We start from the raw sequence: 20,006 nt of genomic DNA on the forward strand, positions 1-20,006 counted from the left end.
GGTGTTTTTTGCCAGTCGGGCGATGGGGAGCAAAGCGTTCACATGCGGGAAACGGATTCAGTGGCGGCCTACTTCATGCAGGCGATGATCCATGGGCTGGCGGACAATCCCCAGCGTCTGACGGCGGTGCTGGAGCAGGCCAATATCGCCCCGGCGCTACTCGACCAGCCCACGGCCCGCGTGCCGGCCAGCGCCTTCGCTGCGTTGTGGCTGCTGCAGATTCGCGAACTCGACGACGAGTTCTTCGGACTCGACAGCCACGGCATGCCGCCGGGCAGTTTCGCGTTGATCTGCCGGGCGCTGATTCAGGAACCCGACCTGCACAAAGCCATGCGCCAATGCCTGGCCAATTTCGCCCTGTTTCTCAGCGATTTTCGCGGCACGCTGACCGTGCGTGGCAAGCGCGCGGTGATCAGCCTGCAAACCCGTTCGACCGACAGCGACGTCAGCCGCTTGGGCGAAGAAACTTTCCTGGTGCTGATGATCAGCCTGCTGTGCTGGCTCGGCGGGCGTCGCATCCCCATCGACCGCGCGGATTTTCGCCATGCCCGCGTCTCCCTCAGCGACGACCGCTTGCTCTGGGGACCCAACCTGACCTTCGGCGCTGAACATACCGAAATCGAATTCGCCAGCCACTACCTGCGCCTGCCGGTGGTGCAAGACCTGGCGTCGCTCAAAGTATTCCTGCGCACCGCGCCGCAATGGCTGGTGATCCGCTTCCGCAACCAGCACGGCCTCGCGTCCCAGGTTCACCAGCGCTTGCGCAACAGCCATTACAGCGAGTGGCCCACCTTGCAGGCCTTCGCCCTCGAACAACACCTGAGCCCCAGCACCTTCCGCCGCAAACTGGAGCGCGAAGGTTGTTCGTATCAGGAGATCAAGGACGAGGTGCGCCGTGGGGTGGCGTTTGAGCAGTTGCGCCATGGCAAGGCGAGTGTGAGTGACATTGCTGAACAGTTGGGGTTTCAGGAACCGAGTGCGTTTCATCGGGCGTTCAAGAAGTGGACGGGGGAGAGTCCGGGGCGGTATCGGGCGCGGTTTCAAGGGGAGTCTTCCAAGCCGTCGACGGAGTGTGTTGAATGAGCGAAGCAGTCAATCGTTTCGCCGCTCTGCTCGACCAGGCAAGACGTGCCCTGCTATTGGTCTGGGGCACCTCCCGCGGATTATTCCTGGGCTTGGTGCTGGCAACCCTGATCGCCGGTGTCCTCCCGGCCCTGGCCGCCTGGCTCGGCCAACGCATCGTCGACGCCGTGGTCACTGCGATGCAGTTGCACGCACAGCAGGGCAGCGCGCCGTTGTGGCCGGTGGTGCGTTATGTGTTGTTCGAGGCGGGAGTGTTGGCGTTGTTGTCCGGGACGCAACGGGCGTTGTCGGTTCAGCAGTCGCTGTTGCGGGTGCAGTTGGGGCAGAAGGTCAACACGATGATTCTGGAGAAGGCCCAGACATTGTCGTTGGTGCAGTTCGAGAACTCGGAGTTTTACGACAAGTTGGTACGGGTGCGGCGTGAAGCTTCGACCCGGCCGTTGGCATTGGTGATGAAGTCGTTGGGGTTGATTCAGAACCTGATTGTGCTGATCAGTTTCGGCGTGCTGCTGGTGCATTTTTCCCCGTGGGCGCTGGTGTTGCTGGTGGTCGGCGCGTTGCCGGTGTTTTTTGCCGAGGCGCATTTTTCCGGGGATGCGTTTCGGCTGTTCACCCGGCGGGCGCCGGAGAGTCGGCAGCAGAGTTACATCGAGACGCTGCTGTCCCACGAGGGCTACATCAAGGAGGTCAAGCTGTTCGGCTTTGCGCCGTTGCTGTTGAAGCGTTATCGCGAGACGTTTGCCCGGCTCTACGCCGAAGACCGACGCCTGACACTGCGCCGCGATGGCTGGGGTTTTGTTCTCGGGTTGCTGGGCACCGGGGCGTTTTATCTGGCGTATGCCTGGGTGGTGGTCGACACCGTGCACGGCAATATCAGCCTCGGGCAGATGACCATGTACCTGGTGCTGTTCAAGCAGGGGCAAACCGCCGTCAGTAGCAGCCTCAGTGCGATCAGCGGTCTTTACGAGGATGGCCTTTACCTGTCGGCGCTTTACGAATACCTGGCCGAGCCGGTGGTGAGCGATAACGGCAGCCTGACCGTGGGCGCGATGCCCGGTGATGGGCTGCGTTTCGAGAACGTCGGGTTTCGTTATCCGGGGGCCAGTCGCTCGGCTCTGGAAGGCATCGACCTGCACCTGGTGCCGGGTCGCAGCGTGGCGCTGGTGGGGGAAAACGGTTCGGGCAAGACCACCCTGATCAAATTGCTGACCCGGCTCTATCGCCCCGATCAGGGCCGCATTCTGCTGGACGGCAGCGACCTGCAAACCTGGGAAGAGGATGCGCTGCGTCGGCGCATCGGCGTGATTTTCCAGGACTACATTCGCTACCAGTTTTCCGTGGGCGAGAACATTGGTGTGGGCGATACCCTGGCCTTCGACGATGAACAACGCTGGAAAGCCGCCGCCGCCGAAGGCATGGCCGCGCCGTTTATCGAGGGGCTGGATCGCGGTTACGCCACGCAACTGGGACGCTGGTTCGCCGGGGGCCAGGAGTTGTCCGGCGGGCAATGGCAGAAGATCGCCTTGTCCCGCGCCTACATGCGCCGCGACGCCGACATTCTGATTCTCGACGAACCGACCTCAGCCCTCGACCCGGCGGCGGAAGCGGCGGTGTTCGAGCACTTCAGTGAGCACACCCAGGGCCGCATGACGTTGCTGATCTCCCACCGTTTTTCCAGTGTGCGCAACGCCGACCACATCATCGTGCTGGATCAGGGCTCGATCCTGGAGCGCGGCGATCACGACAGCCTGGTGGCGGCGGGCGGGCGTTATGCGCAGTTGTTCGATCTGCAGGCGCGGGGTTACCGCTAGGCCTCACGTCTCAGGAGAATCCCGATTCACCGCTGCGATCTGCGCAGGCTTGGCTTTCATCAGGTTTTCGATGGCCTGACGATACTGACTGCCGCCCAGGCTCATGCTGTTGTTGTGCGTACCACCGGGAATCAGCAGCAGGCGCTTCGGCTCGTTGGCGGCATTGAACAACTGCTGGCTGAAGCGCGACGGCATGAACGCATCCGCCAGACCGTGAACCACCAGCAATGGCATGTCGATGTCGGTGATCTTGTCGATGGAGTCAAATTTCTGCGACAGCAGCCAGCGCACCGGCAGCGACTTTACCGGCAGGTTGCTGTCGGCGACTTGCGCGACGGCATCCCCCAATGTGGTGAAGGTGGACTCGATCACCAACCCGCGCACCGGCACTGGGACATGGTCCTTTTTCGCCTGGGTTGCAAGGTCTGCGGCGAGGTCAATGGCGACCGCGCCGCCCAACGAATGGCCGTAGATCAGGCGTTTGTTGGCGTCCGGTTGCATCGCCTTGAAGCGCTCCCAAGCGACACGGGCGTCTTCGTAGACACTGGCTTCCGACGGCAGATCACCCTTGCTCTGGCCAAACCCGCGGTAGTCGATGGCCAGCACCGAGTAACCCATGGCCCGCAATTGCTCGATGCGGAACGCTTGACCGGTGAGGTTCCAGCGCACTCCGTGCAAGTAAAGAATCGACGGTGCATCGCGGCGCGCCGCTGGCCACCACCAGGCATGCAGGTTTTGCCCGCCCTTGAAACTGGCAGGCTTGATGTCGAACTCCTGAACGTCCTGCGGCAAGCCGTGATACCAGCCCGCCGTGCCCGGCTCGATACGAAACAGCAACTCGCGCTCTTTGTACTTGAGCACCCCGCAACTCGCGGGCAGGCCAACGACCAACAGCGCCATGCACAACAACGGCAACCAGCGCCGGCCCAAGCGGCTCATGAGGGTAGAAAACATGCAGCGATCCAGTCGAACAGGGGAAAGCACGGGTTTTAACAGATGCGCGGTGGGGAGGGGAATTATTTCGACAGTCGTGTGTGTTCTGTGGGAGCGAGCCTGCTCACGAAGAGGGCTGCACAGTCAATATTGATGTCTGCTGTGATACCGCTTTCGCGAGCAAGCCCGCTCCCACAGTGGTTCTGTGTCGTTCACCCAATCAATGTTCGTCGCGGTCTCCCGTAGGAGCGAGGCTTGCCCGCGAAGGCGTCGGCACATCCAGCATCGATATCGGCTGACACACCGCTTTCGCGAGCAGGCTCGCTCCCACAGTGGTTCTGTGTCGTTCACCCAATCAATGTTCGTCGCGGTCTCCTGTAGGAGCGAGGCTTGCCCGCGAAAGCGTCGGCACATCCAGCATCGATATCGGCTGACACACCGCTTTCGCGAGCAAGCCCGCTCCCACATTGGTTCTGTGTCGTTCACCCAATCAATGTTCGCCGCGGTCTCCCGTAGGAGCGAGGCTTGCCCGCGAAGGCGTCGGCACATCCAGCATCGATATCGGCTGACACACCGCTTTCGCGAGCAAGCCCGCTCCCACAGTGGTTCTGTGTCGTTCACCCAATCAATGTTCGTCGCGGTCTCCTGTAGAAGCGAGGCTTGCCCGCGAAGGCGTCGGCACATCCAGCATCGATATCGGCTGACACACCGCTTTCGCGAGCAGGCTCGCTCCCACAGGGGTTCTGTGTCGTTCACCCAATCAATGTTCGTCGCGGTCTCCCGTAGGAGCGAGGCTTGCCCGCGAAGGCATCGGCACATCCAGCATCGATATCCGCTGACACACCGCTTTCGCGAGCAAGCCCGCTCCCACAATGGATCTGTGTTGTTCGCCCATCAGTGTTCGCCACCGCATTTGCGCAAAGCCGCTCGTCTTTGCTTGTCTGCCAATCCAATAAAAAAGATTGAATAATCACACAAAATGTTATTTAAATAACAAAACAACAACGCCGGACGCCAGTCTGGCAAGCCGCATCAAGGTGGGATAGCAATGAGCAAGATCGCAGTCATCGGCAGCAATATGGTGGATCTGATCACCTACATCGACCGCATGCCGGCCCAGGGCGAAACGCTGGAAGCGCCGGGGTTTGCCCTCGGTTGCGGCGGCAAGGGCGCCAACCAGGCGGTGGCTGCGGCCAAGCTCGGGGCGGATGTGCTGATGCTGACCAAGGTCGGCGATGACATGTTTGCCGACAACACCCTGGCGAATTTTCAGAGCTTTGGCATCGACACCCGTTACGTGCAGCGTGTGCCCGGCGTATCCAGCGGGGTGGCGCCGATCTTCGTCCAGGCCGATTCGCACAACAGCATCCTCATCGTCAAAGGTGCTAACGCCCATCTCGCCCCGGCAGATATCGACGCCGCCGCGCCAGCGTTGCGCGAATGTTCCCTGATCGTGCTGCAACTCGAAATCAATGTGGAAACCGTCTACCACGCCATCGCCTTCGGCCACGAACACAACATCCCGGTGTTGCTCAACCCGGCGCCAGCCTTGGCCGGCCTGAGTCGTGAATACCTGGCACAACTGGATTTCCTGGTGCCCAACGAATCAGAGCTGGCGCTGATCAGCGGCCAGACCGTGGACTCGCCTGCGTCAGCGCTGACAGCCGCGAAAACCCTGGTCGCCAGCGGCATTCGCCACGTGATCGTGACCCTCGGCCAACACGGCGCGCTGTACGTCGGCGAAGAGGGCGAGTTCCAGATTCCCGGCCTGCAAGTCGCTGCCCGCGACACTACCGGCGCCGGCGATGCCTTCATCGGTTGCTTCATCCAGCGCTGGAGCCGCGACCGCAACATCCGCGCCGCCATGACCGAGGCCGTGGCCTATTCCGCCTGCTCGGTTACTGGCCTGGGCACCCAAACCTCCTACCCGGACGCCAGCGCATTCGCTGAATTCCAGCGCCAATTCGACGCCTGACGCCGAACTGATTCACCTCAAAACCTACCCGGAGAACAACAATGACAAAGCCTCCGCTCCAACAGACGCCCGATGGTTTCTACCTGAACCGCACACCCTGGTTCGCCTTCATCTTGCTGTGCAGCATCTTTGCGCTGTGGGCGGCGGCCGCGAGCATGAACGACGTGCTCATCGCGCATTTCAAGAAAGCCTTCCTGCTCAGCGATTTCCAGACCGCATTCGTGCAGTCGGCGTTTTACCTCGGCTACTTCTTCGTGGCGATTCCGGCGGCGCTGGTGGTTCGGCGATTCAGCTACAAGACCACCATCCTCATCGGCCTGATGCTCTACATGCTCGGTTGTCTGTTGTTCTTCCCGGCGGCGTCCACCGCCAAGTACGGCATGTTCCTACTGGCGCTGTTCGTGATCGCGGCAGGCCTGTCGTTTCTCGAAACTGCGTGCAACACCTACTCGACGCTGATGGGCCCCCGTGAAACCGGCACCCGTCGCCTGAACATCTCCCAGACCTTCCACCCGTTCGGCGCAATGGCCGGGGTGTACGTCGGCAGCTTCGTGATGTTCAAGGATACCGACGCCACCCGCGAGCAGCTCACGCAAATGAGCGCTTCCGATGCGGCGATCCAGCAACTGCAAATGATCCAGTCCACTTTGCTGCCGTACAAATGGATGATTGCGGTGCTGGTGCTGATGTTTATCTTGATCGCCATCACCCGGTTTCCGGCATGCAAAGGCGTGCAAACCGCCACCAAAAAAACCGCCAGCCTCGGTCAGAGCCTGTCGCGGTTGTGGGGCAACAAGCGGTTCACTTTCGGTGTGCTGGCGCAGTTCCTGTATGTCGGCGCACAAGTCGGCGTCTGGAGTTTCACCATTCGCCTGGCCATGCAACTGGGTGGGATGAACGAGCGCAGCGCGTCGTGGTTTTTGCTGACGACCTTCGCCATGTATTTCATCGGCAAAATGATCGCCAACGTGCTGATGCGCAAACTGCACCCGGCCAAGGTGCTGGCGGTGTATGGCGTGCTGTGCATCGTGCTGCTGGCTTACACCATCCTCGTGCCAAACATCACCGCAGTTTATGCGGCGGTCGGTGTGAGCGTATTCCTCGGCCCCTGCTGGCCGACCATTTATGGCCTGACCATCGATGGCCTCGGTGAAGACACCGGCGTCGGCGGTTCGCTGCTGGTGATGAGCATCGTCGGTGGCGGGGTGATTCCGATCTTCCAGGGCCTGCTGTCCGACTACAGCGGCGGCAACATGCAACTGGCCTACACCGTGCCGTTGCTGTGCTTCATCGTGATCGTCGCCTACGCCGTGCGTTGCCTGCGTCACTCCGCCAGCGAACGGGCACCAGTGGGTGCGGCGGTGACTTCATGAGTACGCGGATCAATCTTTATCCGGCGCTGTTTGGCGAAGCGCCGAAGACACTGTTGGAGTCCGAGCAGTTCAGGGTTAGCGCCAGCGTCTACCCCAGCGGTGTGCTGGCGCTGGAAATGACCAACAGCCGTGGAAAACTGGTGGTGCTGCCGTATCAGGGCCAGATGATCTGGGACGCGGTGTTCGACGGCTGCGACCTGACCATGAGCAACCTGTTCAGCCAACCCAGACCGAGCCCGACGGTGATCGGCACATACGGCTGTTTCATGTTCCACAGCGGCCTGCTGCGCAACGGTTGCCCGACGCCCGAGGACGACCATCCGTTGCACGGCGAGATGCCGTGCGCGGCGATGGATCGTGCGTGGCTGGAAGTCGGTGAAGACAGCGCCGGACCTTTCCTGCGCCTCGGTGGCGAGTACGAATACGCCCAGGGTTTTGGCGAGCGTTATCTGGCCAACCCAAGCGTCACTTTGCGTGCCGATTCCGGGCTGTTCGATATCGCCATGACCGTGACCAACCTGGCCGGCAAACCCATGGACCTGATGTACATGGCCCACATGAATTACGCCTACGTCGAGGGCGCCCGGTTCATCGAGCCGTTAGGGTTTGAGCGGGTGCGTTTGCGCAGCAGCGTGCCGGCCCACGTCAAACCGACGCCGGCCTGGAGCCACTACATGGAGCAACTGGCGCTGGCGCCGGAACAGTTCCGCTGCCTGGATCGCCCCGACCTCTACGACCCGGAGATCGTGTTTTTCTTCGACGGCGTGCGCGCCGATGCCAATGGCGATGCGCTTTTCCTGCTGAGTCATCCGGACGGTGCGGCGTTCTACACGCGCTATCGCCCCGACCAATTCGACCACGCCGCACGCTGGGTTCTGCACAACGCCGATCAGCAAGTGGCGGCGTTCGTTTTGCCCGCCACCTGCGAGCCGGAAGGCTATCGGGCCGAGTCCGCCAAAGGCCATGTGCGTGCATTGGCGGCGGGGGAGACGGCGGCGTTCAAGGTCACCACCGGTTATCTGAATAAGGCCGAGCAACAGGCCTTGATCAGATAATCAACTGTGCGCCGCTGGCGGCGATGGCGTCGCGATAGGCCTTGGGGATTTTCTTGTCGCTGACCACGTACTGGAAATCCTCAAGGGCGGCGAAATGCGCAGTGCGCACCGTGTCGAACTTGCTGTGATCGGCCAGCAGCAACCGTTGCTGGGCCTGGCGCAAGACCTTCTGCTTGACCTCCACTTCATTGAAGTTGAAGCAGGTCACGCCGAAGTCCTGGCTGACCCCGGCGGCCGAGACGAAGGCCCAGGTCAGGCGCACGCCATCGAGAATGCCGGTTTCGGTGGTGTTCTCGAACACCTGGTTCTTGCGGTGGAACGTGCCGCCGCAGACCACGATGTGGCAGTTGGGTTTTTGCGAGAGTTTAAGCAGCACGTTGAGGGAGTTGCACACGGCGGTGAATTCGAGTTCGTCGGGGATGAAGTCCACTACGAATGGCGTGGTGGTGCCGCAGTCGAAAAACACCGTGTCGCCAGGCTGGATAAACCGCGCGGCGAGTTTGCCGATGCGGCGTTTCTCTTCGACGTGCCGGGTGTCTTGTTCGGCCACGCGGTAATCACCGGGTTCGTTGCCGTCGTGGATCTTGGTGATGTAACCGCCGAGCAGGCGCAGGTGGTCGGTGTACTTGCTCAGGTCGCGGCGCAGGGTCATCTCCGACACGTCCAGCAATGCCGCCATTTCGCGCAGGTGAATGGCGCTCTGGTCTTGCAGGGCTTGTTGAATCAGCTTGAGACGCTCGGCTTTTTTACTGTCCACAGGCATTCCGGGGTTGATTGTTGATGTTATTTAAGTAACATTAATTGTGAGTTTTGTAACGTTTTTGCGCAAATGATCCTCGATTGTGGCGCAGGGGCATTTGAATATACAAACAGGAGTTTTTGCGATGGCCCATCTCCCACCCCAGGCACTGGCGCAGTACATCGATCACACCTTGCTGGCGCCGGACGCCAGTCGCGAGCAAATCGCCACCCTGTGCCGTGAAGCCGCGGAACATGGCTTCTATTCGGTGTGCGTGAATTCCGGGCAGGTGCCCCACGCCGCTCAGTGCCTGGAAGGGCACAGCGTCAAGGTTTGCGCGGTAGTCGGCTTCCCGTTGGGTGCAGGCCTGAGCGACACCAAGGCCTTCGAAGCCGAACGGGCGATTGCCGCCGGTGCGGGTGAAATCGACATGGTGCTGAACATCGGTTGGTTGAAGGACGGTTTGTTCACCGAGGTTCAAGCTGACATCGCTCAGGTCAAACAGGCCTGCGGCAGCGTGCCGCTGAAAGTCATCCTGGAAACCTGCCTGCTCAACGACGCGGAAAAAGTGAAGGCCTGCGAAATCTGCCGCGAGCTGAACGTTGCGTTCGTCAAGACTTCCACCGGTTTCAGCCGCAGCGGTGCCACCGTCGAAGACGTCGCCCTGATGCGCCGCACTGTGGGCGCGGACATCGGTGTGAAGGCCTCGGGCGGCGTGCGCGATTATCCGACCGCCGTGGCGATGATCGAGGCCGGCGCAACCCGGTTGGGCAGCAGCTCCGGCATCGCAATCATCGGTGGCGCGCAGTCGGCGGGCGAGGGTTACTGATCAGTTCACCTGCAAGACGATCTTGCCGATGTGGTCACCTGCTTCCATCCGCGCATGGGCCTGCGCGGCGTCGGTGAACGGGTAGACCTTGTCGATCATCGGCAAGCAACGCCCGGCCGACAGCACTGGCCAGACATATTCGTACAGCCCTTGAGCGATGGCGGCTTTTTCTTCCTGGGTGCGCGAACGCAGCAGTGAACCGGTGATGATCGCGCGTTTGGCCATGATCGCCAGTAGGTCAACACCGTCGGCATGGGCGCCGCCGAGGAAGCCGAGCATCACCAGCCGGCCCTCCATCGCCAGGGCGGCGACGTTGTTGTTGAAGTACGAGCCACCCATGATGTCGAGGATCACGTTGACGCCTTTGCCGCCGGTTTTCTCGGCAATCACCTGGGCGAAATCCTGATCGCGATAGTTGATCGCCTTGGCGCCGAGTTTACGAATCGCGTCGCACTTTTCTTCGCTGCCGGCGGTGGCGAAGGCTTCGACACCAAACTCGCGGCACAGCATCAGTGCGGTGGTGCCGATGCCGCTGGTGCCGCCGTGAATCAAGGCGCGCTGGCCTTTGCTGGCGCCACCCATTTCAAACAGGTTGGCCCAGACCGTGAAGTAGGTTTCCGGGATCGCGGCGGCCTGAATCCAGTCCATGTCATCGGGAATCGGCAACGTCTGGCTGGCCGGGGCGACGCAATATTGCGCGTAGCCGCCGCCGTTGGTCAGTGCACAGACCTTGTCACCCAGCACAAACTCACTGACCCCTTTGCCGATGGCCACGACTTCGCCGGCCACTTCCAGGCCAGGGATTGGGCTCATGCCGGGTTTCATCGGGTACTTGCCGGCGCGCTGGATCACGTCGGGGCGATTGACCCCGGCGGCGTAGACGCGGATCAGCACTTCACCGGCGCCGACCGTGGGCATGGGCACGTCCCGTGGTTTCAATACCTCGGGGCCGCCGGGTTGGGTGATTTCGATCAGGGTCATGGTTTGGGGCAGGTTCATTTTTTTGGGTTCCTGTGGTGAAAGGGATCTGTAAATGGGATCGCCTGAGCAATCGAATAATTCAGTTCAGTACACAACCCCTGTGGGAGCGGGCTTGCTCGCGAAAGCGGTGTGTCATTCAGCATCAATGTGTCTGGCAGGCCGCCTTCGCGAGCAAGCCCGCTCCCACAGGGGATTGGGGTTTATTCAACAACTGCATCGCCAACTCCAAAACCAATGCAATAACAATGGCCCCACTCGCTATCACAAACAACAGCGCGTGGTGCCCGCCAGTGGCATTGAAAATCGCCGAATAGGCAAACCCGGTCAGCGCCTGGAACGTGGCAAACGACACCGTGGCGCGGCTCCAGGCCACTTGTTGCTGATGGTGATTGGGCACCAGTTCATGCACCCGAGCCAGCGCCAGTGGCACGATGCCTGGCGGGAACGAGCCGAGGATCACCGCCAGCAGGGCCAGGGCCAGGAAAGAGCTGGATATCGCCAGCAAACCCAGGGCAATCGCCTGCGCCACCAGCACAATCCGAATGCTCAACCGCGCGCCGAGTTTGTCGGCCAGAAAACCGTAGCTCACCGGCCCGACAATCGCCCCCAGGCCATACATGACCCAGATCAGCGCACCCACATGCGCCCCGGCGCCGAGACCTCGAGCGACGAAGTCCACCAGGAACACCATCGCTGGCACCAGGCCCGCCGCCATGAATGCGTATTGGGCGAACAGCAGGTAAAGGGCAGGCGGGGTTGGCGATTTCACGCTGTCAATGTGAGCAGGCGCGGTGTGTTGCGGGGGCGAGGTCGGCCAGCCAAACCAGCTCGCGGCGGTCAGCACCAGCGCCAGTACACCCAGCCCGAACCAGGTGTTCTGCAAGCCCAGGCTCAGCAGTGGCGGCACAATCGTCCCCGAGCCGGCAATGCCCAGGCCGATGCCAAGGAAAATCGCACCGCTGGCCAAACCTCGACGCGACACTGGCACGTGGGGCAATACGGTCGCCGCCACCAACACCATGATCGCGCCTCCGGCCACGCCCGACAGCAAGCGCCAGCCGAAGAACCAGCTCACCGACAACGGAAAGCCACAGGCGAAAAACGACAGCGTCACCGCCAGCATCATCAGGCGCAGGGCGGTGCTGTTGCTCAAGCGTCGGGCCAATGGATGGCCGATCAGTGCGCCAATCAGGTAACCCACCAGGTTGGCGGCACCGAGGTACACCACGTCACTGGCGGAGAACCACTGCGCCTGGATCAACGAAGGAATCAACGGCGTGTAGGCAAAACGCGCCAGGCCGATGCTGACCAGGCTGGCGCAGAGGCCGGCGAAGATCGGCAGCCAGATCGCGCTGCGCGGGGTGGTCGAGGTGCTGTGCATGAGAACTGTCCTGTGAGGTTATCTCTGGCCGCCAGCGTATCGAGGTTTATTGATGCAGTAACGCAGCGAATTCGCGCTACAGTGATGCGAATATGCATCGTAGGGGCAGCGGTATGAATTGGGATGACGCACGGGTATTTCTGGCGGTGTGCCGCGAATCGACGCTGCGCGGTGCGGCGCGGGTGCTGGGGGTCGATCAGGCCACGGTCGGGCGGCGGGTCACGGCGCTGGAGAAATCCTTGAGTGCGACGCTGTTCCTGCGCACCTCCGAAGGTTATGCACTGACGGCGGTGGGCGAGGCGGCGTTGCAGGCTGTGGAGAAAATGGAGGTGTCAGCGTTGGAACTGGAACGGCAAATCCTCGGTTTGGATGATCGACTGACGGGCACTGTGCGAGTCAGCACCACCGACTCCCTGGCCATCGATTTCCTGATCCCGGCGATTGCCCGTTTGCACGACAAACACCCGGATGTGCAGGTGCAACTGGACGCATCCACGCAAATGATCAGCCTGGCCAAGCGCGAAGCCGATATCGCCGTGCGCAATGCGCGGCCGGACAACCCGGACCTGATTGCCCGGCGCATTGCCCGCTGGCCGGTGGGCCTGTTCGCTTCCCAGGGTTATGTCGATGTTCACGGAGTGCCGGCGCCGGGTTCGGCGTTTGAAGGGCATGATTTGGTGGTGTATCAGCCGTATCTGGCGAGCAATAAGGAGATGACGCTGGTGTCGGAACCGGTGACGCGGGGGCGAATTGTGGCAAGCCTGGGCTCGGGTCTGCTGGTGCGTCGATCCATTGCGGCGGGGATTGGGTTGGGTGAGATTCCGGTGTACATCGGAGAGCGGGACGGGTTGGTGAGGTTGTGGCCGGAACGCACGCGACCGGTGCCCTATGACGTGTGGCTGGTGACCCACGCGGACCTGCGGCATACGGCGCGGGTGAGGGCGGTGATTGATGAGATTGTGGCGGGGTTTTCCGGTACGGGTGAATGAAGATCAAAAGATCGCAGCCTCGTTTCACTCGACAACTCCTACAGGGGAGAGGCGCAATCAATGGAATGCATTTCCCTGTAGGAGCTGTCGAGTGAAACGAGGCTGCGATCTCCTGATCTTGATGTGTTATGGCATTTCCGGCAATTCCTGCGGCCGCAAATCAAACACCAACACCTCGGCATCCACGCCATTGCTTAACGTCAGCACCTGTTCTTCGCGAACCCGCACACCATCGCCTTCCTGCAATTGCACGCCGTTCAGCTCAACACTGCCACGAGCCACATGCACATAGGCGTAACGGTTGGCCGCCAGTTCCAGGGTCGCGCTTTCCTTGCCGTCGAATAGCCCGGCATACACCCGCGCATCCTGACGTACCGACAGCGAACCCTTGGCCCCATCCGGGGAGATGATCAACTGCAGGCGCCCGCGTTTTTTCTGGGTGCTGAAGTGCTCCTGCTGATAACGCGGTTTTGCGCCGCTGACGTCCGGCACAATCCAGATTTGCAGGAAGTGCACGCCACGGGTGGTCGAGTGGTTGTACTCGCTGTGGGCCACGCCGCTGCCGGCGCTCATCAGTTGCACATCGCCGGGGCGGATCACCGAACCGGTGCCCAAAGTGTCCTTGTGTTCCAGGGCGCCTTCGAGCACATAGGAGAAAATCTCCATGTCCCGGTGCGGGTGCTGGCCGAAGCCTTTGCCGGCCGCCACGCGGTCATCGTTGATCACCAACAGATCAGAAAAACCCTGTTCTTTCGGGTTGCGATAGTTGGCGAAGGAAAAGGTGTGGAACGACTTCAACCAACCGTGATTGGCGGCGCCGCGATCCGAGGCTTTGCGAAGGGTCAGCATGATGAAATCTCCTGTCAGGACGTGAATTCGTCCGAGTGAGGAGAAGGTTAATATTTACTGTGCGATGCAATAAGTAGATGAAAATTGAAATACTGTCCCTTTCAGGTTGACAGTTTTGTGCGGGGGATCACGCATTCTAATCCGACACCCTCGCCGCACTTGGCCATAATGCACAGCACGCAACCCTGTGGGAGCGGGCTTGCTCGCGAAGGCGTTGTGTCAGTCGACATCTGCTTTGGTTGACCCACCGCCTTCGCGAGCAAGCCCGCTCCCACAGGGGTTTTGTGTTTAGCCAACAGACCTTTTTATGACTTCAGTGATACCCACCCCATGAAAACCGTGGCAATGGTGCTGTTCCCCAACTTTCTCCTGCTCGACATGGCTGGGCCGATGGAGGTGTTTTCCATCGCCAACCGGTATCTGCAGCCGGACGACCACTATGTGCTGTCGATGATCGGCACCGAGCACGGTCCGTTGCGCGCCTCCAACGGCGTCAGCGTCCAGGCGGACCTGCATATCGATCAGGCCAGCGAACACTACGACCTGTTGCTGATCCCCGGCGGCCCTGGCGCTTATAACGACAAACCGCAACCCTTGCTGACCTGGCTGCGGGGCGCCGTGAGCCGCGCCGGACGTTATGGCTCGATCTGTACCGGCGCGTTTGTGCTTGGGCATGCCGGGCTGCTGGACGGTTATCGCGTGACCACCCACTGGCACTACACCGAACGCCTGATCAAAGGCTTTCCCAAGGCAACGGTCGAGACCGATCAGATCTACGTCGAGGATCGCAACCTCATCACCTCCGGCGGGGTCACCGCCGGCATCGACCTGGCCCTGGCGATCGTCGCCCAGGACCACGGCAAAAAAGTCGCCCAGGACGTGGCCAAAGTGCTGCTGGTGGTAATGAAACGCCAAGGCGGGCAGGCGCAATTCAGTCCGTTGATGGCCACCGTCGCACCCCAGGAAACGCCGATCACACGAGTGCAGAACTACGTGCTCGAACACCTCGATGAAGCCTTCAGCATCGAACGCATGGCGAGCCTGGCGAACATGAGTTCGCGGCACTTCGCGCGCCTGTTTGCCCGGGAAGTGAACATGACGCCCATGGAGTTCCTGCAAAGTGCGCGCATCGACCACGCCCGCCATCTGCTGGAAACCTGCGACGCTCCACTCAAGACCGTGGCCTATAAAAGCGGCTTCGGCAGCGTGCGGCACATGCGCTTTTTGTTCAGTGAAAAACTCGGCCTGACCCCCGCGCAGTACCGCGAACAGTTCAGCTAGAGCCTCTGTGGCCGTATTGCGCACCGTGATGTCCGTGTTGCTCCCCGCGCGGTCGTTGTACGGTCATCGATGCCTGCCAAGATAGCCGTGAATGTTTTGCAATGGAGGTGCGGAAGCCTGGATGGACGTGCGCGACGGATTTTTCAGTACCTTGCCCGGCCAGGTCTTCAGCACGTGAACGTGCATGAACAGCCTCAGAGATTTAACCAGCGATGCGGTGCTGCGGTTCGGCCCCTACGCGTTCCATCCCAGCCAACGGCTGATCCTTGAAGGGGATCGGCCGTTGCGCATGGGCGGGCGGGCGCTGGACATTTTGCAGGTGCTGGTCGAGCGCGCCGGCCACGTGGTCAGCAAGGACGAATTGATCGCCCGGGTCTGGCCGACGTCGGTGGTCGAAGAGATCAACCTGCGGGTGCACATTGCGGCCCTGCGCCGGGCACTTGGCGATGGCCAGAACGGCGAGCGCTACATCGTCAACCTTCCCCAGCGCGGCTACAGCTTTATCGCCCCGGTGCAGCGCACGCTGGAGGCGACGCCGGTGTTCATCGACAGTGAGCACGCGCCCCAGCACAACCTGCCTGCGCGGCTGACGCCGGTCACCGGTCGCGACTCGATCGTTGGCAGCGTGGTGCGCCAGTTGCCGGTTCGACGGTTCATGACCGTGGTCGGCCCGGCCGGCATCGGCAAGACCACCGTGGCGCTGCGTGTGGCCGAATTGCTGTTGCAGCACTATCGCGACGGCGTCTGGTTCATTGATCTGGCGAGCATCGACGATCCGTCGCAGGTGGTGGATCACCTGACAAACACTCTGCAATTCGACACTAGCCTGACCTCACGGCATGCCTTGCTGGTGCTCGACAACTGCGAGCATGTGCTCGAACGTTGTCGCACACTGGTAGACGACTGGCTGGCCACCGCGCCACGCCTGTCGATCCTGGCCACCAGCCGCGAACCGCTGCTGGCGCTGGACGAAACCGTGTTGCGCCTGCCGCCCCTGGCGGTGCCGCCGGCCTCGGCGTTGTGCAGTGTGGCAGAGGCCATGGGTTATTCGGCGGTGCAGCTGTTTGTCAGCCGCGCCCGCACTCGCCAGCAAGGTTTCACCCTGCGCGAACAAGACCTCAAAGCCGTGCGCGACATCTGCCGACGGCTCGACGGTCTACCCCTAGCCATCGAACTGGCCGCCGCGCAGATCGATGCACTGGCGCTGGTGGGACTGCAAGCGCAACTGGGCAACTGCTTTCAATTGCTGACCCAGGGGCGGCGCACTGCCGTGCCGCGCCACCAGACCCTCAAAGCCGCGCTGGATTGGAGCTACGAACGCCTGAGCCCGCTGGAGCAAAGGGTGTTGCAGCATCTGGCGGTGTTCAAAATGGCCTTCACCCTGGATGCCGCGATTGGCGTGATCAGTTGCGCCGCGCTGCCACCCATGCACCTGTTGGCCATGATTGAACGACTGGTGAGCAAATCGCTGCTGTCGGTCGAGCAGGTCAACGGCACGCCCCGTTATCGCTTCCTCAACACCACGCGCACCTATGCCCTGGAGAAACTCGAAAACAGCGGCCACCTGCGCGCGCTCGAATTGAATCATGCGCAGTACACCAGCCGGGCCCGCTGGATCTCAGGCGTGCAATTGCCCGCTGAGCTCATCGAGTAAGCGCCGGACTTTGGTCAGGTCCGGCGTGGCGAAGCCTTCAGTGAATCGAGCATAAATCGGCGCCAGTAATTCATAGGCTCGCCGGACGTGTCCCTGACCTTGCCAAAGCTGCGCCAACGAAGTCGCACTGCGCAACTCCCAAGCCAACGCCCCTTGCTCCCGCGCCACCTCCAACGCCCTCAACAACACCGCTTCCCCCCTGTGGGAGCGAGCCTGCTCGCGAAGACGTTCTTCCAGACACCCCGTATCAGCCAACAAAGCCTCCCCCCGAACCCGAAAAATCTCCGCCGCGCTCCAACCCGCCGCACCACTTTCAGCGCGATCCAACAGCCCCTCATCCACAAAGCCGCCATCCAGCGTCACCATGATCTCTTTCACCAACCCAACCCCCGGCTGCGAAGGCCCCTCGACGCCATCGATCACCTGCGCGTACTGCCGGGCCCAGTTGTAAAACAACAGCACCGAATGCTTCTGCGCTTGCTCCAGCAACAGCCTTACCAGTTCGCGGGCGGTAGCAGTGTCGCCGTTGTACTGGGCGATCAGGCAACCGGACAACGCCAGGGTGTAGCAGATGGACGTGCCGTGATTGATCTGGACCGCGATGTCCAGCGCCTGGCGAGCGGTGCGCCAGGCTTGTTCCGGCAAACCTTGCAGCCAGAGAATCCGCGCCAGAATGGTCAACGCCGCGACGCTCTGGTCGTACTGCACGCCAAAGCCATGGGTGAAGCGGTTGAGGTGGCCGCTTTGGGCCATGCGCTGGAGGACCTGCTCGGCGTTCTCCCGCGCCTGTTGCTGATCCCCGGAAAAGTGCAGGGCCAGAACCCGCAGGCGGTGAGCACTCAGCGACAGCAGCGCATCGCCGTCCAGCCCCAATCGGTCGAACTGACGGGTTTGCTCCAGGGCCATTTGATAGTTGCCGCTACAAAGATTGACCGCCATGTGCCCGGACACCGCCCGCAACTGACCGGCGATATCGTTACAACGTTCGGCCAGGGTCCGGGCGCTGACAAAGGCGTCGACGGTTTCGGCGGTGCCGCCCTGGGCGTGGTAGCACGAGCTGCCCAGGGCGAGCTTGAGGGACATGGTCAGACGAGGGCAGGGCTCGGGGGTAGCGTCCAGTAAAGCCAAGGCCCGGCGCACATACACGCCGTGCTCCTTGAGCAGTGACAGTTCCTGCCACAGCGGCATCGAGGTGGCGGTCAAGCGGATCGCCAGCGCTTGCGGCCCGGCGGCGTTCAAGCCCCATTCGAGGGCGGCGCGAATGTCTTCCAGGCCCCGGGTGTAACGCTCGATCCACAGGTGCGTGGGGGTTTGTTCCCAATCGTTCTGCGCCTGGTGCATCAAGGCCAGGCAGCGCTCGGCATGCCGTTGCCGGGTATCCGACAGTTCAGCGGCCAAGTGCAGTTTTTCCAGGGCATAGCTGCGGGTGGTGTCCAGCAGCCGATAAAACACCTCTTCGTCGCCGACTTCCACGTTCAGCAAAGATTTGGCCACCAGTTGGGTGATTGAACCAAACACCCTACTGGGCTCGATGTGTTCACCGACGATCACCGCTGCTGCCGATTCCAGTGTGAAACTGCCGCGGAATATCCCCAATCGGCGCAGGCAGGTTTGTTCGCAGGCACTGAGCAGTTCGAAGCTCCAGTCCAGTGTCGCGCGCAAGGTTTGATGGCGGCCCAGAGGTGTTTGGCTGCCTTGGGTCAGCAGCCGGAAATTGCCTTGCAGTTGTGTGTGCAAGCCACTGAGGCCGAGGTCGGCGACTTGCGCTGCCGCTAATTCGATGGCCAGCGGAATGCCGTCCAGGCGCCGACAGATTTCAATCGCCAGCGGCAGTTCTGCATCGCTCATTTCGAAACTGTCGTGGCTGGCCATCGCCCGTTCGACGAACAATTGCAGCGCGGAAAAACTCAGGGCCTGGGCGCGGTCGAGCACGGCGATGGGCGGTGGACAGTCCAGGGATTCCAGGCGCTGCACAAACTCGCCTTCGGCCCGCAGGCTCTCGCGGCTGGTGGCCAAAATGTGAACCTGCGACGCACCGCGCAGGATGCTTTCGCACAGCAGCGCAATGGCATCGATCAAGTGCTCGCAATTGTCGATCACCAACAGCATCTGCCGCTCGCGCAGGAAGCTCGCCAGGCCGTTCATCGGCTCGCCGTCGTGCAGGGACAGGTCCAGCAGCGTCGCCAGATGCGCGGTGATCATCGCCGGGTCGTTGATCGGTGCCAAATCCAACAGGCGAATGCCGTCGCGGTAGTGACCAATCAATTGCTCGGCCACCCGCAGGGCCACGGTTGTCTTGCCGATGCCGCCGGGTCCGACCAGGGTGATGAAGCGCTGGCGGGTCAGGTGCGTCACCACGCTGTCGACCAAATGCTGGCGCCCGATCATGCGAGTACGTCGCACCGGCAGGTTATGCCGACGGGGTTCGTGACCCGTGTTGTCAGGGTGCTGGCCGACGGCTTCCAGGGAGAACGGTGCGACAAAACTGTAACCGCGCTGCGCCACGGTGACGATGTAGCGCTGACCGGCCTGACCGTCGCCCAGCGCCTTGCGTAGCGCCGCCATGTGCACCCGCAGATTGATGTCTTCGACGACGCTTTTTGGCCACACCTGCGCGATCAATTGCTGTTTGCTGACCACGTTCCCGGCGTGCTCCAGCAGGATCAACAGAATGTCCATGGCGCGCCTGCCCAGGCGCAAAGGCTGGTCGCCCTCCAGGATCAGACGTTGTCCGGGGTAGGTCCGGTAAGGGCCGAAAAGCACGGCCTGTTCGGGGGAAAGGGTCAACGGGTCACTCCTGCTTGCATCCGTCTAGATCACGGTTTTGCGAGCATATTCGTCAGGATTGTTGGCCAGCGCAACGAGGGCTCGACTGACTATCAGGTGTTCACTGCGACTGTTGCGTTCCAGGTGTCGGTCGCGGCTCCCTATTTATTGAGCGCAAGTGTGACAAAAAGGGCAGCGGTGCGTTGTGCGCGATTTTGAAAATTAACAACGTTTAACTCGTCGAAAGTCTGGTCTACGCCCAAAACTCTAGAGCTTCAAGTCCAACGAAGATCGTTGTCTTCGCGCT

The 20,006-nt window shown here is 61.5% G+C and carries 15 protein-coding genes; 9 read left to right on the forward strand and 6 right to left on the reverse strand.

Annotated features, from left to right (window positions below):
• Nucleotides 1-42: 42 nt before the first annotated feature.
• Nucleotides 43-1,083 (forward strand): AraC family transcriptional regulator, encoded by a 1,041-nt coding sequence (locus tag ACWIKB_RS27950; RefSeq protein ID WP_475270760.1) that lies wholly within the window; start codon nt 43-45, stop codon nt 1,081-1,083.
• Nucleotides 1,080-2,894 carry an ABC transporter ATP-binding protein gene (locus ACWIKB_RS27955; protein WP_475270721.1) on the forward strand — a complete coding sequence of 605 codons (1,815 nt, stop codon included), beginning with the start codon at nt 1,080-1,082 and terminating at the stop codon, nt 2,892-2,894. Before ACWIKB_RS27950 ends, ACWIKB_RS27955 begins: the two co-directional genes overlap by 4 nt.
• Nucleotides 2,895-2,897: 3 nt before the next feature.
• Here the strand turns inward: ACWIKB_RS27955 and ACWIKB_RS27960 are convergent, their stop codons facing one another.
• Nucleotides 2,898-3,848 (reverse strand): alpha/beta hydrolase, encoded by a 951-nt coding sequence (locus tag ACWIKB_RS27960; RefSeq protein WP_475270722.1) that lies wholly within the window; start codon nt 3,846-3,848, stop codon nt 2,898-2,900.
• A gap of 1,027 nt (nt 3,849-4,875) precedes the next feature.
• Between ACWIKB_RS27960 and rbsK the strand changes: the two genes are divergently transcribed.
• The 3 genes from rbsK to ACWIKB_RS27975 are packed head-to-tail and all read left to right on the forward strand — an operon-like array spanning nt 4,876 to nt 8,230.
• Nucleotides 4,876-5,802 (forward strand): ribokinase, encoded by a 927-nt coding sequence (gene rbsK, locus ACWIKB_RS27965; RefSeq protein WP_475270723.1) that lies wholly within the window; start codon nt 4,876-4,878, stop codon nt 5,800-5,802.
• Between the two features lie 41 nt (nt 5,803-5,843).
• Entirely contained in the window at nt 5,844-7,175 is a 1,332-nt protein-coding gene (gene fucP / locus ACWIKB_RS27970) for an L-fucose:H+ symporter permease (protein ID WP_475270724.1), read from the forward strand.
• Nucleotides 7,172-8,230, forward strand: a complete 1,059-nt coding sequence (locus tag ACWIKB_RS27975) for an aldose 1-epimerase family protein (RefSeq protein ID WP_475270725.1) — start codon at nt 7,172-7,174, stop codon at nt 8,228-8,230. Before fucP ends, ACWIKB_RS27975 begins: the two co-directional genes overlap by 4 nt.
• Here the strand turns inward: ACWIKB_RS27975 and deoR are convergent.
• Nucleotides 8,223-8,993, reverse strand: coding sequence for a DNA-binding transcriptional repressor DeoR (deoR, locus tag ACWIKB_RS27980; protein WP_177331441.1), 771 nt, complete (start codon nt 8,991-8,993; stop codon nt 8,223-8,225). The two genes, ACWIKB_RS27975 and deoR, sit on opposite strands and share 8 nt — an antisense overlap.
• A 121-nt stretch (nt 8,994-9,114) precedes the next feature.
• Here deoR and deoC point away from each other — a divergent pair, with 121 nt between their 5' ends.
• Entirely contained in the window at nt 9,115-9,798 is a 684-nt protein-coding gene (gene deoC / locus ACWIKB_RS27985) for a deoxyribose-phosphate aldolase (RefSeq protein WP_475270726.1), read from the forward strand.
• Here the strand turns inward: deoC and ACWIKB_RS27990 are convergent, their stop codons facing one another.
• Both ACWIKB_RS27990 and ACWIKB_RS27995 read right to left on the reverse strand, forming a co-directional pair.
• Complete coding sequence (locus ACWIKB_RS27990; RefSeq protein WP_475270727.1) at nt 9,799-10,797, reverse strand: NAD(P)H-quinone oxidoreductase; 999 nt, start codon at nt 10,795-10,797, stop codon at nt 9,799-9,801.
• 124 nt (nt 10,798-10,921) lie between these two features.
• Nucleotides 10,922-12,160, reverse strand: coding sequence for a YbfB/YjiJ family MFS transporter (locus ACWIKB_RS27995; protein WP_475270728.1), 1,239 nt, complete (start codon nt 12,158-12,160; stop codon nt 10,922-10,924).
• 113 nt (nt 12,161-12,273) lie between these two features.
• Here ACWIKB_RS27995 and ACWIKB_RS28000 point away from each other — a divergent pair, with 113 nt between their 5' ends.
• The gene (locus tag ACWIKB_RS28000) at nt 12,274-13,149 is read left to right on the forward strand and encodes a LysR family transcriptional regulator (protein WP_475270729.1); all 876 of its coding nucleotides are present in this window, start codon (nt 12,274-12,276) and stop codon (nt 13,147-13,149) included.
• A 126-nt stretch (nt 13,150-13,275) separates the two neighbouring features.
• Here the strand turns inward: ACWIKB_RS28000 and ACWIKB_RS28005 are convergent, their stop codons facing one another.
• Nucleotides 13,276-13,998: a pirin family protein gene (locus ACWIKB_RS28005; RefSeq protein ID WP_475270730.1), complete on the reverse strand. Its 723-nt coding sequence runs from the start codon at nt 13,996-13,998 to the stop codon at nt 13,276-13,278.
• 330 nt (nt 13,999-14,328) lie between these two features.
• Here ACWIKB_RS28005 and ACWIKB_RS28010 point away from each other — a divergent pair, with 330 nt between their 5' ends.
• Nucleotides 14,329-15,279: a GlxA family transcriptional regulator gene (locus ACWIKB_RS28010; protein ID WP_475270731.1), complete on the forward strand. Its 951-nt coding sequence runs from the start codon at nt 14,329-14,331 to the stop codon at nt 15,277-15,279.
• 184 nt (nt 15,280-15,463) lie between these two features.
• On the forward strand, nt 15,464-16,933 hold the full coding sequence (locus tag ACWIKB_RS28015; protein WP_475270732.1) for an ATP-binding protein: 1,470 nt from the start codon (nt 15,464-15,466) through the stop codon (nt 16,931-16,933).
• Here the strand turns inward: ACWIKB_RS28015 and ACWIKB_RS28020 are convergent.
• Entirely contained in the window at nt 16,898-19,720 is a 2,823-nt protein-coding gene (locus ACWIKB_RS28020; RefSeq protein ID WP_475270734.1) for an ATP-binding protein, read from the reverse strand. The genes ACWIKB_RS28015 and ACWIKB_RS28020 overlap by 36 nt on opposite strands.
• Between the last annotated feature and the right edge of the window lie 286 nt (nt 19,721-20,006).

The organism is Pseudomonas sp. 5Vm1k (assembly GCF_056161485.1).

What these genes read in the sequence shown, in the direction of transcription:
- ACWIKB_RS27950 (WP_475270760.1), top strand. Translation starts at nt 43, where the DNA reads ATGCGGGAAACGGATTCAGTGGCGGCCTACTTCATGCAGGCGATGATC.
- ACWIKB_RS27955 (WP_475270721.1), top strand. Translation starts at nt 1,080, where the DNA reads ATGAGCGAAGCAGTCAATCGTTTCGCCGCTCTGCTCGACCAGGCAAGA.
- ACWIKB_RS27960 (WP_475270722.1), bottom strand. Translation starts at nt 3,848, where the DNA reads ATGTTTTCTACCCTCATGAGCCGCTTGGGCCGGCGCTGGTTGCCGTTG.
- rbsK (WP_475270723.1), top strand. Translation starts at nt 4,876, where the DNA reads ATGAGCAAGATCGCAGTCATCGGCAGCAATATGGTGGATCTGATCACC.
- fucP (WP_475270724.1), top strand. Translation starts at nt 5,844, where the DNA reads ATGACAAAGCCTCCGCTCCAACAGACGCCCGATGGTTTCTACCTGAAC.
- ACWIKB_RS27975 (WP_475270725.1), top strand. Translation starts at nt 7,172, where the DNA reads ATGAGTACGCGGATCAATCTTTATCCGGCGCTGTTTGGCGAAGCGCCG.
- deoR (WP_177331441.1), bottom strand. Translation starts at nt 8,993, where the DNA reads ATGCCTGTGGACAGTAAAAAAGCCGAGCGTCTCAAGCTGATTCAACAA.
- deoC (WP_475270726.1), top strand. Translation starts at nt 9,115, where the DNA reads ATGGCCCATCTCCCACCCCAGGCACTGGCGCAGTACATCGATCACACC.
- ACWIKB_RS27990 (WP_475270727.1), bottom strand. Translation starts at nt 10,797, where the DNA reads ATGAACCTGCCCCAAACCATGACCCTGATCGAAATCACCCAACCCGGC.
- ACWIKB_RS27995 (WP_475270728.1), bottom strand. Translation starts at nt 12,160, where the DNA reads ATGCACAGCACCTCGACCACCCCGCGCAGCGCGATCTGGCTGCCGATC.
- ACWIKB_RS28000 (WP_475270729.1), top strand. Translation starts at nt 12,274, where the DNA reads ATGAATTGGGATGACGCACGGGTATTTCTGGCGGTGTGCCGCGAATCG.
- ACWIKB_RS28005 (WP_475270730.1), bottom strand. Translation starts at nt 13,998, where the DNA reads ATGCTGACCCTTCGCAAAGCCTCGGATCGCGGCGCCGCCAATCACGGT.
- ACWIKB_RS28010 (WP_475270731.1), top strand. Translation starts at nt 14,329, where the DNA reads ATGAAAACCGTGGCAATGGTGCTGTTCCCCAACTTTCTCCTGCTCGAC.
- ACWIKB_RS28015 (WP_475270732.1), top strand. Translation starts at nt 15,464, where the DNA reads ATGAACAGCCTCAGAGATTTAACCAGCGATGCGGTGCTGCGGTTCGGC.